The following is a 12,521-nucleotide window of genomic DNA, read 5'->3' on the forward strand; positions in this document are numbered from 1 at the left end:
GGTCGGGTTGCGCCAACCCGCGCCCCGCATAGGCCCGACGCTTGACGGGAGGCCATGCGCTCCCTATGATCGCACGGAAAACGTTCGATTAACGATCTTATGTTCATATATCGAACTTTCATCGCGTGAATTCAAGGCGAGCGGAGGCGGCGATGCCGAGCCGGCTCGCGGGATCAGACCGACCGGAGACGACATGACCGAAGCATTCCTGTGTGACGCAATCCGCACGCCCATCGGCCGCTACGGCGGCGCGCTGGCCCCGGTGCGGGCCGACGATCTCGGCGCGGTGCCGCTCAAGGCGCTCGTCGAGCGCAACCGCGACGTCGACTGGGCCGCCGTCGACGATGTCGTCTACGGCTGCGCGAACCAGGCCGGCGAGGACAACCGCAACGTCGCGCGCATGTCGCTGCTGCTCGCCGGCCTGCCCCACGCCGCGCCCGGCGCGACGGTCAACCGCCTCTGCGGCTCCGGGATGGACGCGATCGGCATCGCCGCGCGCGCGATCAAGGCGGGCGAGGCGGACCTGATGATCGCGGGCGGCGTCGAGAGCATGAGCCGCGCGCCGTTCGTCATGGGCAAGGCGACGAGCGCGTTCTCGCGGCAGGCCGAGATCTTCGATACGACGATCGGCTGGCGCTTCGTCAATCCGCTGATGAAACAGCAGTACGGCGTCGATTCGATGCCGGAGACGGCCGAGCACGTCGCGGCCGACTACCGCGTGAGCCGCGCCGACCAGGACGCGTTCGCGCTGCGCAGCCAGCAGAAGGCGGCGCGCGCGCAGGCCGACGGCACGCTCGCGCAGGAGATCGTGCCGGTGACGATCGCGCAGAAGAAGGGCGAGCCGCTCGTCGTGGCGCGCGACGAGCATCCGCGCGAGACGACGCTCGACGCGCTCGCGAAGCTCAAGGGCGTCGTGCGGGCGGACGGCACGGTGACGGCGGGCAACGCGTCGGGCGTGAACGACGGCGCATGCGCGCTGCTCGTCGCGAGCGAGGCGGCCGCGCGGCGTCACGGCCTCGCGCCGCGCGCGCGCGTGCTGGGGATCGCGACGGCGGGCGTCGAGCCGCGGGTGATGGGGATCGGCCCGGCGCCGGCGACGCAGAAGCTGCTCGCGCGGCTCGGGATGACGCTCGCGCAGTTCGACGTGATCGAGCTGAACGAGGCGTTCGCGTCGCAAGGGCTGGCGGTGCTGCGGCTGCTGGGCGTCGCGGACGACGATCCGCGCGTGAATCCGAACGGCGGCGCGATCGCGCTCGGGCATCCGCTCGGCGCGTCGGGCGCGCGGCTCGTGACGACCGCGACGTATCAACTGCATCGCACGGGCGGCCGCTTCGCGCTCTGCACGATGTGCATCGGCGTCGGGCAAGGCATCGCGATCGCGATCGAACGCGTGTGATGCGCGCCGCCGCGCGTCGCGCGGCGGCTTCCCTCAGGCGGCCCGTGCTCGAAAGAGCCGGGCCGTTTGTGTTCGCCCCTATCCCGATTCCCGGCTTCGGCGGGCGATTGCGCTGCGTGCCCGCTCCTTCGTCGCCGAGCCGGTTCCTCCCGTCCCTTCGCATCGTCCTGCGATGCGCACCGTCGTCCCCTTTACACCGCGCCGCTCCCACACTCGCTTAACTCGTTGGCGCAAAAGATGAATTCGCGTCTTGCGGAAATGTCGGGATAACTGAATCAGACACATTTCGCATCCATTTCAAAGAGGGAGTATTTTCGCCGGTGAATATCATTTTCAATTCCTGAATATTTGACCGACAAGAGTCATGAAATAATTCATGCGAAATTGTTCGATTCCGATCGGAAAGAACCGAATGACCGGGAACAGCCGTCCGGATGCGGCAATGCCGGCCGGGCCGGCCGCGTACCATGAAGGCGGCGCTTCCGGGCGCATTGGTTGACGCATGTCAATACCAAAGTTGCCGTGTCGGGCTTTCCCGGGACAAGGTCAATTTTTTTGAATTTCTGCCGAAATAAAGAGTACAGGCCCATCGAAAGCAATTCGATTGATTCATTCGGCCGATGAAAGCAGTTAAAGGACGCAGATCCCATATTCGGAGCGCTCATGCGTAACAACCAACCTGTCACCCGCCACGAGTTCGATTTTCCCGACGACGCGACGCTGATGTCGACGACCGATCCGCACGGCCGCATCGCGTATGCGAACGCGACGTTCGTGCACATCAGCGGCTTTTCGAGCGACGAGCTCGTCGGCGCGCCGCACAACGTCGTCCGCCATCCCGACATGCCGCGCGACGCGTTCGCCGACATGTGGGCGACGTTGAAGCGCGGCGAGCCGTGGACCGCGCTCGTCAAGAACCGCCGCATGAACGGCGATCACTACTGGGTGCGCGCGAATGCGGTGCCCGTGATTCGCGGCGGACAGACGCAAGGCTACATGTCCGTGCGCACGAAGCCCGCACGCGCCGAGATCGCCGCCGCCGACGCGCTCTATCGCGATTTCCGCGAGGGTCGCGCGGGCAGCCGGCGCTTCCACAAGGGCCTGGTCGTGCGCGCCGGGCTGCTGCGCGTGTGTTCGCTGCTGCAGACGATGTCGGTGCGCGCGCGCATCCATCTGCCGATCGTCGCGCTGACGCCGGCGATCGTCGGCGCCGCGTGGGCGGCCGGCATGACGGGCGCGCCGCTCGCGCAGCTCGCGGGCGCGACGCTCGGCGGCGCGGCGCTCGCCGCATGGTGGCTCGACGCGCAGATCGCGCGTCCGCTGCGCACGCTGCGCCAACAGGCGCTCGACGTCGCGACGGGGGCGAGCCGCGAGGGCGTCAACATGAACCGCGTCGACGAGATCGGGATGACGCTGCGCACGATCAACCAGCTCGGGCTGATGTTCCGCTGGCTGATCGAGGACGTGAGCGAGCAGGTGCTGACCGTGCAGCGCGCGATCAACGAGATCGCGCAGGGCAACCACGATCTGAGCGCGCGCACCGAGCAGGCGGCGGCGAGCGTCCAGCAGACGGCCGCGTCGATGGCGCAGATGACGGCGACCGTGTCGAGCAACGCCGAGACCGCGACGCAGGCGAACCAACTGTCCGAATCGGCGAGCCACGCGGCGGAGCGCGGCGGGCGGGCGGTGCGCGAGGTGGTGAGCACGATGGGCGAGATCACCGAGAGTTCGCACCGGATCGCGGAGATCATCGGTGTGATCGACGGCATCGCGTTCCAGACCAATATCCTTGCGCTGAACGCGGCCGTCGAGGCGGCGCGCGCGGGCGAGCAGGGGCGCGGCTTCGCGGTCGTCGCGGGCGAGGTGCGCGCGCTCGCGCAGCGCAGCGCGAATGCGGCGAAGGAGATCAAGACGCTGATCGGCGCGAGCGTCGAGCGGGTCGAATCCGGCGCGCAGACCGTCGACTACGCGGGCAGGACGATGGACGAGATCGTGTCGCAGGTGAAGCGCGTATCCGATCTGATCGCCGAGATCAGCGCGTCGACGACCGAGCAGCGCGCGGGCGTCACGCAGGTCGACGACGCGGTCGTCCATCTCGACAACATCACGCAGCAGAACGCGGCGCTCGTCGAACAGAGCGCGGCGGCGTCGGAGAGCCTGCGGCAGCAGGCGTCGCTGCTCGTCGACGCGGTGGGCGTGTTTCGCTGACGCATCGGGCGACGCGTATGTGTCGCCGATTCCCGTGCCTGCCGGCGCGCGAAGCGCCGGCGGCGTTTCGGACGGTCGCGCCGCCTGTGCGGCGCGCGCGACGCATCACACGTCACACGGCAACGCACATGTACTTGATCACGACGTAATCGTCGATCCCGTAGTGCGAGCCCTCGCGGCCGAGCCCCGACTGCTTGACGCCGCCGAACGGCGCGACCTCGTTCGAAATGATCCCGGCGTTGATGCCGACCATCCCGTATTCGAGCGCCTCGGCGATGCGCCAGACGCGGCCGATGTCGCGGCTGTAGAAGTACGCGGCGAGGCCGAACTCGGTGTCGTTCGCGTAGCGGATCGCTTCTTCGTCGGTCGAGAACCTGAACAGGGGCGCGAGCGGGCCGAACGTCTCTTCCTTCGCGACCTTCATGTCGGGCGTGACGCCCGTCAGCACGGTCGGCTCGAAGAAGCCGTGGCCGAGCGCGTGGCGCTTGCCGCCCGTCGTCACGCGCGCGCCCTTGTCGAGCGCGTCGGCGATGTGCGATTCGACCTTCTGCACCGCCGCGCCGTTGATGAGCGGCCCCTGCACGACGCCCGCTTCGGTGCCGAGCCCGACCTTCAGCTTCGCGACGGCGGCGGTCAGCTTCCCGGCGAACGCGTCGTAGACCTTCTCGTGCACGTAGAAGCGGTTCGTGCACACGCAGGTCTGCCCGCTGTTGCGGTACTTCGACGCGATCGCGCCCTCGACCGCCGCGTCGAGATCCGCATCGTCGAACACGATGAACGGCGCGTTGCCGCCGAGCTCGAGCGACACCTTCTTGACCGTCGCCGCGCATTGCGCCATCAGCAGGCGGCCGACCGCCGTCGAGCCGGTGAACGACAGCTTGCGCACGACCGGGTTCGACGTGAGCTCGCCGCCGATCGCCTTCGGGTCGCCCGTGACGACGCTGAACACGCCGGCCGGCACGCCCGCGCGCTCGGCGAGCACCGCCATCGCGAGCGCGGAGAACGGCGTCGCCTCGGCCGGCTTCACGACGATCGGGCAGCCGGCCGCGAGCGCCGGGCCGACCTTGCGGGTGATCATCGCCGCCGGGAAGTTCCACGGCGTGATCGCCGCGCACACGCCCACGGGCTCCTTCGTCACGACGATCCGCTTGTCGGCGGCGGGCGACGGGATCGTGTCGCCGTACACGCGCTTGCCTTCCTCGGCGAACCATTCGAGGAACGACGCCGCGTAGCCGATCTCGCCCTTCGCCTCGGCGAGCGGCTTGCCTTGCTCGGTCGTCAGGATCAGCGCGAGGTCGTCCGCGTGCGCGACCATCAGATCGTGCCATTTGCGCAGGATCGCCGCGCGCTCCTTCGCGGTCTTCTTGCGCCATGCGGGCCACGCGGCGTTCGCCGCGTCGATCGCGCGGCGCGTCTCGGCCGCGCCCATCGCGGGCGCCGTGCCGATCAGCGCGCCCGTTGCCGGGTTGCGGACCTCGAACGTCGCGCCGCCGTCGGCGCCCTGCCATTCGCCCGCGACGAACGCGCGCTCGCGCAGCAGCGCGGGATCTTTCAGTGCAAGGGTTTCGTGAGTGGTAGTCATCGTGTGTCGACCGTATCCGGAAACGATTGGCGCCGCCCGCGCGCGACGCGGCGGGGGCCGCGACGCGCGCGGGCGGCGAAAGACTCAGGCGGGCACGCCCACCGCTTCCTTCAGCACGCTCTCGAGAATGCCGAGCGCTTCGTCGAACACGGCATCCTGGATGGTGAGAGGAAAGAGGAACCGTATCACGTTCGCGTCGACGCCGCAGATGAGCAGCAGCAGCCCGCGTTCGAGCGCGAGCGTCTGCACGCGCTTCGTGAACGCGGCGTCGGACGCGCGCGTGTCCGGATCGACGAATTCCGCGGCGACCATCGCGCCCGGGCCGCGCACGTCGGCGATCTGCGGCACGTCGGCGCGCAATGCCGCGAGCTTCGCCTTGAGCTTGTCGCCGAGCGCGTTCGCGCGCTCGGCGAGCTTCTCCTCGTCGATCACGTCGAGCACCGCGTGCGCGGCGGCCACGGCGAGCGGATTGCCCGCGTACGTGCCGCCCAGGCCGCCCGGCGCGGCCGCGTCCATCACGTCCGCGCGGCCGACGACGCCCGACAGCGGCATCCCGCCCGCGAGGCTCTTCGCGATCGTCATCAGATCGGCGCGCGCGTCGTAGTGCTCCATCGCGAACAGCTTGCCCGTGCGCGCAAAGCCCGTCTGCACTTCGTCGGCGATGAGGAGGATGCCGTGCGCGTCGCACAGCTTGCGCAGCGCGCAGACGAACTCGGCGGGCGCCGGGTTGAAGCCGCCTTCGCCCTGCACCGGCTCGAAGATGATCGCGGCGACGCGCTTCGGATCGATGTCGGCCTTGAACAGCGTCTCGACGGCGGCGATCGAATCGGCGCTCGACACGCCGCGCAGCGCGTTCGGATACGGCGCGTGGAACACGTCGCCCGGGAACGGGCCGAAGCCGATCTTGTACGGCGCGACCTTGCCCGTGAGCGCCATGCCCATCATCGTGCGGCCGTGGAAGCCGCCCGCGAACGCGATCACGCCCGGCCGGCCGGTGTAGGCGCGCGCGATCTTCACCGCGTTCTCGACGGCTTCCGCGCCCGTCGTGAAGAACGCGGTCTTCTTCGGCTGCGCGATCGGCGCGCGCGCGTTGATCTTCTCGGCGAGCTCGACGTACGACGCGTAAGGCACGATCTGATAGGCGGTGTGCGTGAACTGCTCGAGCTGCCCGGCGATCGCCTTCACGATCTTCGGATGGCGATGGCCCGTGTTCAGGACCGCGATGCCGGCCGCGAAATCGATGAAGCGGCGGCCCTCGACGTCCCACAGCTCGGCGTTCTCGGCGCGCGCGGCGTAGAAATCGCACATCACGCCGACGCCACGCGGCGTCGCGGCGTTCTTGCGGGCGTGCAGATCGGCATTGTTCACAGTCGTCTCTCCTCGGGGTTCGGATGCGCCGGCGGCGACGGCCGCTGGCGGGCACGTCGTCCGGCGTGCGCGTTGAAACGACTATAATCAAACTTGGCTCTGAAAATCAGAGCCATTTTAATAAATATGTAGGAGCCAATTATGCGGGTGAGCGTGCTGTCGGACTGGCTGGCGCAGCGGATCGTGCGCGGCGGCGGCGCGCAGCCGATCTACCGGCAATTGCACCGGCTGCTGCAGCAGGCGATCCTGACCCGCGAACTGCCGGCGGGCGCGCGCGTGCCGTCGTCGCGGCTGCTCGCGGCGGAGCTCGGGATCGCGCGCAACACCGTCACGCAGGTCTACGAGCAGCTCGCGCTCGAAGGCTACGTGAGCTCGGCGACGGGGCGCGGCACGTTCGTCGCGGACAGCGCGCCGGACGAAATCGTCGGCGCGCCGGCCGAATCGCCGCCGGGTGCGCGCGGCGTGGCGGCGTCGACCGCCGGGGCGGCGGCCGGCGTGGAATCCGACCCTGCTTCCGAGGCCGGCTTCGCGCCCCGTTCGCTGTCCGCGCGCGGCGCGCGCCTCGTCGGCGGCGCGGGCGTGTCGAAGCGGCAGGGCGGCGCGTTCATGCCGGGCGTGCCAGACGTGTCGCGCTTTCCGGCGCGTGTGTGGACGCGGCTGCACAACAAGTACTGGCGGCGGCTGCGCCCCGAGCTGCTGACCTATGCGCCGGGCGGCGGCCTCGCGCCGCTGCGCGAGGCGCTCGCCGATTATCTGCGCACGTCGCGCTCGGTGCGCTGCGCGCCCGGGCAGATCATCGTGACGACGGGCATTCATCAGTCGATCGATCTCGCGGTGCGCCTGCTGACCGATCCGGGCGACGTGATCTGGACCGAAGACCCGTGCTATTGGGGCGTGCGCAGCGTGATGCACGTGTCGGGCCTGACGACGCGGCCGATTCCCGTCGACGAGGAAGGGATCGCGCCCGCAGCCGCCGATTTCGCGGCGCCGCCGAAGCTGATGCTCGTCACGCCGTCGCATCAGTATCCGCTCGGGATGGTGATGAGCCTCGCGCGCCGGCGGATGCTGCTCGAATACGCGCGCCAGCATGGCGCGTGGATCATCGAAGACGACTACGACAGCGAGTTCCGCTACGGCAGCCGGCCGCTCGCGTCGCTGCAGGGGCTCGACACGGCCGGGCAGGTGATCTACGTCGGCAGCTTCAGCAAGACGCTGTTTCCGGGGCTGCGGGTCGGCTATCTGGTCGCGCCGGAGCCGCTCGCCGAAAGCTTCGCGACCGCGAGCGCCGAGCTGTACCGCGAGGGGCAACTGTTGCAGCAGGCGGTGCTCGCCGAGTTCATCGCGGAAGGGCATTTCGTGTCGCACATCCGCAAGATGCGCACGCTGTACGGGCAGCGCCGGCAGACGCTGCTCGACGCGCTCGCGCGCCGCTACGGCAACGCGCTGCCGGCCGTCGGCGGCGATGCCGGGCTGCATCTCGTGATGCGGCTGCCGGACGGCGCCGACGACCGCGCGGTCGCGCGCGCGGCGCTCGAGCGGGACATCGTCGTGCGCGCGCTGTCCGGCTATTACGCGGATGCGACGCGCGCGGCGTCGGGGCTGCTGCTCGGCTACGCGTGCGTGCCGGAGGACGAGATCGCGCGCGCGTTCGACACGCTGTCGCAGGCGATCGACGACGTGGTGTTCGGGCGCGCGGCGGCGACGGCGGCGGCTTGACGCAGGCGCGTAGCGGGGCGGCGGGGGCCGGCGGGGGCGGCGCGCGTTGCACGCGCCGCGTCGGCAAACCCCGCGCCGGCTGAGCCCGCGAACCGGCCGATTCCGCGCAAAGCCGGCGTTTGCGTCAGATCCGGATCAGCATCGCGCCCGCGACGACGAGCGCGCACGCGGCGAGCCGCCGCGCGTTGGGCCGCTCGCGCAGCGCGAGCCAGCCGATCGCGACCGCGAAGATCGAGCTCGTCTCGCGCAGCGCGGACACGGTCGCCACCGGCAGGTGCCGGTACGCGACGATCGCGATCGCATACGCGGCAAGCGACAGCGTGCCGGCGACGAGCCCGCGCGACACGGCGGCGCGCGAGCCGGCGAGCGCGCGCACGCCGCCGCGCAGCCGGCAGATCAGCGCGAACTGCGGCGCGTTCCACAGCAGGTACACCCATGCGACGTATGCGAGCGGGTTGCCGGCGAGCCGCACGCCGCGGCCGTCGACGACCGAGTACGCGGCGATGAAGAGGCCAGTGACGATCGCGTACGGCACGCTTTCGCCGGAAAAGCGCAAGCCGCGCTTGAACGCGAGCGACACGATGCCGAGCGACACGAACGCGATGCCGGCGAGCGCGAACGGCGTCGGCTTTTCGCCGAGCACGACGAGCGCCAGCGCGCAGACGACGAGCGGCGACAGGCCGCGCGCGATCGGATAGATCTGGCTGAACTCGCCGCTGCGGTACGCGCGCAGCAGCGCGACGCAATAGCCGAGCTCGAGGAGCGCCGACGCCGCGATGTACGGCCACGCGACGGCGGGCGGCAGCGGCAGCGCGAGCGCGAGCGCCGCGCCGGCGAGCAGATACGGCACCGACATCGTGCCGAGCTGCGCGACGCGGTCTTCGCTCACGTGCAGGAGCGCGTTCCATACCGCGTGCAGCAGCGCGGAGAACAGGACGAGCAGGACGAACAGTTGATCCATCGACGCGTGTGCAGGCGGCCGACAGCGGCGGGCCGGGATGGCGAAGCGCACGATTATCGTCGCGTTTGCGATTTCGCGTCGGCTCGCGCGGGGCGCGCGTCCTGTCTCATGTCGCATGCCGCGCCGTGTGTCGCCCGGAAAATGAGCACAGCGGGCGCGCGGCGGGCGCACGGCCGGCTCGCGCGCAACTGCGCGCCGGATTGTCGATAATAGAGCGTTCTGTCTTTTATCGGATTTGGTGATGACCGAGACCAAGCAAACCGACGCGGCGCCGCCGCGCCTCACGAGCCTGTCGCACGGCGGCGGCTGCGGCTGCAAGATCGCGCCCGGCGTGCTGTCGGAGCTGCTCAGGCGCAATGCGCCGCCCGCGCTCTTTCCCGATCTGCTCGTAGGCACCGAGACGTCCGACGACGCGGCCGTCTACCGCCTGAACGACGAGCAGGCGATCGTCGCGACCACCGATTTCTTCATGCCGATCGTCGACGATCCGTTCGACTTCGGCCGCATCGCCGCGACGAACGCGCTGTCCGACGTCTACGCGATGGGCGGCAAGCCGATCCTCGCGCTCGCGCTCGTCGGCATGCCGATCAACGTGCTGCCGCACGAGACGATCGCCGCGGTGCTGCGCGGCGGCGAGGCGGTGTGCGCGGACGCGGGCATCCCGGTGGCGGGCGGCCATTCGATCGATTCGGTCGAGCCGATCTACGGGCTCGCGGCGCTTGGCGTCGTCCATCCGGCGCGCGTGAAGCGCAACGCGGCCGCGCGCGCGGGCGACGTGCTCGTGCTCGGCAAGCCGCTCGGCGTCGGCGTGCTGTCCGCCGCGCTGAAGAAGGACCGGCTCGACGCGCAAGGCTACGCGCAGATGATCGCGACGACAACGAAGCTCAATCGGCCGGGCACGGCGCTCGCCGCGCTGCCTGGCGTGCATGCGCTGACCGACGTGACGGGCTTCGGCCTGCTCGGCCACACCCTCGAGCTTGCGCGCGGCGCGGGGCTGACCGCGCGCGTGCGCTACGGCGCGCTGCCGTGGCTCGCGGGCGTCGAGGCGTTCGCGGCCGACGGCGTGTTCACCGGCGCGTCCGGCCGCAACTGGGCCGCGTATGGTCACGACGTGCGCCTGGGCGACGGCCTGCCCGCCGTCGCGCAGGCGCTGCTGACCGACCCGCAGACATCGGGCGGGCTGCTCGTCGCGTGCGCGCCCGACGCGGTCGACGAGGTGCTCGCCTGCTTCGCCGGCGACGGCTTCGATCGCGCAGCGGTGATCGGCGAAATGGCCGACGGGCCGGCGCGCGTCGACGTGAGCTGACGCGCGCGCGTCAGCGTTTGTCGCGTTCGCCGAATTTCGCCAGCAGGAAATCGATCGCGCTGCGCAGCTTGGCCGTCGGCGACGGTCCTGCGCGTAGACGAGATGCATCGGCGACGGCGCGAGCGGCCACGCGCTCAGGACGGGCGCGAGGCGGCCGGCTTTCGCCGCCCGCATCGGCTCGCGGTGGCGACAAGACCGTTGCCGCTGCCGTATCCGCATACGCCGCCGCTTTCGCTCACGTCCGGATATTGACCTCCTTTATACTGCTCGCGCAGTCTCGAATGCCGTTCTCATCGAACTCATTTTTAATAAGGAACGCTAATGCTGACTCGCTCGATACTTTCCGCCGCCGTGTTTTCGCTTGCCGCGTGCGCGACGGCGCCGTCCGTTGCGCAGAACAACGGCGACGCATTCGCCGAAGCCGGTGCCCAGGGCCGCCCGGTGAAGGTGATGATCATCTCGATGTTCGGCCCGGAGGGCCAGGCGTGGCTCGATCGTCTCGGCCCGTGGAAGAGCGTCGCGGTGCCCGGCCTGTCGCCCGACTACCCGGACGTGCATTGCAACAGGCAGGACGTGTGCGTCGTCACGACGGGCATGGGCTATGCGAACGCCGCGTCGACGATCATGGCGCTCACGTTCTCGCGCCGCTTCGATCTGCGGCAGACGTACTTCCTGATCTCGGGCATCGCGGGCGTCGATCCGGCGCGCGGCACGCTCGGCACCGCCGCGTGGGCGAAGTACCTCGTCGATTTCGGCCTGCAATGGGAACTCGACGCGCGCGAGATTCCCGCGGGCTGGAACGGCGGCTATCTCGGCATCAACACGAAGAGCCCGAACGACAAGCCGCCGCTCGACTACCGCACCGAAGTGTTCCAGTTGAACGACAAGCTCGCGGACGCCGCGTATGCGCTGTCGCGCAACGTGCAGCTCGCCGACAGCGCGCAGGCGCAGGCCGCGCGGGCGAAGTTCAACTACGCGCCCGCGAACCAGCCGCCCGTCGTGACCCGCTGCGACACGTCGTCGGGCAACACGTGGTTTTCCGGCACGCTGCTCGGCGAGCGCGCGCGCCAGTGGACGAAAATCCTCACCGACAACAAGGGCACGTACTGCATGACCGCGCAGGAAGACAACGCGACGTTCGAAGCGCTCAAGCGCGCGGCGGGCGTGAACCGCGTCGACCTGAGCCGCGTCGCGGTGCTGCGCACCGGCTCGGACTTCGATCGCCCGTATCAAGGCCAGACGAGCGCCGACAATCTGCTGAACTACGCGGACCAGGGCGGCTTCCCGCTCGCGACCGAGAACCTGTATCGCGCGGGCAATCCGCTCGTGCAGGACATCGTCACGCACTGGAGCGAATGGAAGGACGGCGTGCCGCGCCGCTGACGAATGCGGCGCGCGCGACGCGCGCCATCAGCGCCGGTCAGCGCGACGGCGAGCTCGAGCGGAACGGTTTCCAGACGGGCGTGCTGTCGTCCCAGTGATCGAGCTGTGATGGAATCGGGCTGTTCATGATCGTGATCTCACGCTGACGAATGAAGCGGCTGCATGCAGGACGACGCGCCGCGCATCGGTTGCGATGCGCGGCGCGTCGCGTTTACCGGCCCGCGCCCGCGAGCTGGTTCGCGTCGGGGTCCGGGCGGTACGGGCGTTGCGCGACAAGCTCGGCGCCGGGCGGCGCGTACGACATCGACTTGCGCAGCGCGGCGAGCGTGCCGTCGCGTTGCGCCTGTTCGAGTTCCGCGCGGACTTCGGCGCGCGTGCGGGTGCCGTGACCGTGCCACGACGTGTCGCCGTAGCTGCCCGCAGGGCCGATCCCGCCGTCCGCGAATGCCGGCGCGGCAACGGCGAGCGCGAAGGCGGCGGCGAGAAGACTGCTGCGTTTCATGATGTGACTCCTGTCGATTCGATGCGCACGTGGAAGCGGTGCGCGACAGGCTGTACTTTAGAAGCGTGCGCCGCGGCGATAAATGGCGATGCCGCGAAT

Annotated in this window: 9 protein-coding genes; 5 read left to right on the forward strand and 4 right to left on the reverse strand. The window is 69.8% G+C overall.

Translation table 11 applies throughout. The features are described from left to right. The first annotated feature begins 193 nt into the window (after positions 1 to 193). Together pcaF and WT16_RS25265 are read left to right on the forward strand one after the other, a co-directional pair. Entirely contained in the window at positions 194 to 1,396 is a 1,203-nt protein-coding gene (gene pcaF, locus WT16_RS25260; RefSeq protein WP_015600691.1) for a 3-oxoadipyl-CoA thiolase, read from the forward strand. A gap of 663 nt (positions 1,397 to 2,059) precedes the next feature. Further along, a complete protein-coding gene (locus WT16_RS25265) occupies positions 2,060 to 3,604 on the forward strand; it encodes a PAS domain-containing methyl-accepting chemotaxis protein (RefSeq protein WP_015603181.1) in 1,545 nt (514 codons plus the stop codon). Positions 3,605 to 3,716: 112 nt separating this feature from the next. Here WT16_RS25265 and gabD read toward each other — a convergent pair whose 3' ends face one another. Both gabD and WT16_RS25275 read right to left on the reverse strand, forming a co-directional pair. Beyond that, on the reverse strand, positions 3,717 to 5,186 hold the full coding sequence (gene gabD / locus WT16_RS25270) for an NADP-dependent succinate-semialdehyde dehydrogenase (protein ID WP_006029024.1): 1,470 nt from the start codon (positions 5,184 to 5,186) through the stop codon (positions 3,717 to 3,719). A gap of 84 nt (positions 5,187 to 5,270) precedes the next feature. Further along, entirely contained in the window at positions 5,271 to 6,554 is a 1,284-nt protein-coding gene (locus WT16_RS25275) for a 4-aminobutyrate--2-oxoglutarate transaminase (RefSeq protein ID WP_006029023.1), read from the reverse strand. 141 nt (positions 6,555 to 6,695) lie between these two features. Between WT16_RS25275 and WT16_RS25280 the strand changes: the two genes are divergently transcribed. Continuing rightward, positions 6,696 to 8,270, forward strand: coding sequence for a PLP-dependent aminotransferase family protein (locus WT16_RS25280; protein WP_043283199.1), 1,575 nt, complete (start codon positions 6,696 to 6,698; stop codon positions 8,268 to 8,270). A gap of 124 nt (positions 8,271 to 8,394) precedes the next feature. On the opposite strand, the gene WT16_RS25285 is transcribed toward WT16_RS25280, so the two are convergent. Further along, entirely contained in the window at positions 8,395 to 9,231 is an 837-nt protein-coding gene (locus tag WT16_RS25285; protein WP_015603674.1) for a DMT family transporter, read from the reverse strand. 241 nt (positions 9,232 to 9,472) lie between these two features. Here WT16_RS25285 and selD point away from each other — a divergent pair, with 241 nt between their 5' ends. Next, the gene (selD, locus tag WT16_RS25290; protein ID WP_009914253.1) at positions 9,473 to 10,537 is read left to right on the forward strand and encodes a selenide, water dikinase SelD; all 1,065 of its coding nucleotides are present in this window, start codon (positions 9,473 to 9,475) and stop codon (positions 10,535 to 10,537) included. Between the two features lie 321 nt (positions 10,538 to 10,858). Further along, the gene (locus tag WT16_RS25295; RefSeq protein ID WP_063534488.1) at positions 10,859 to 11,920 is read left to right on the forward strand and encodes a purine nucleoside permease; all 1,062 of its coding nucleotides are present in this window, start codon (positions 10,859 to 10,861) and stop codon (positions 11,918 to 11,920) included. Between the two features lie 211 nt (positions 11,921 to 12,131). Here the strand turns inward: WT16_RS25295 and WT16_RS25300 are convergent, their stop codons facing one another. Then, positions 12,132 to 12,422 (reverse strand): DUF4148 domain-containing protein, encoded by a 291-nt coding sequence (locus WT16_RS25300; RefSeq protein ID WP_015603389.1) that lies wholly within the window; start codon positions 12,420 to 12,422, stop codon positions 12,132 to 12,134. Positions 12,423 to 12,521 lie beyond the last annotated feature (99 nt).

The sequence above is a fragment of the Burkholderia sp. MSMB1589WGS genome (assembly GCF_001636105.1).
Taxonomy (GTDB): Bacteria; Pseudomonadota; Gammaproteobacteria; order Burkholderiales; family Burkholderiaceae; genus Burkholderia; species Burkholderia humptydooensis.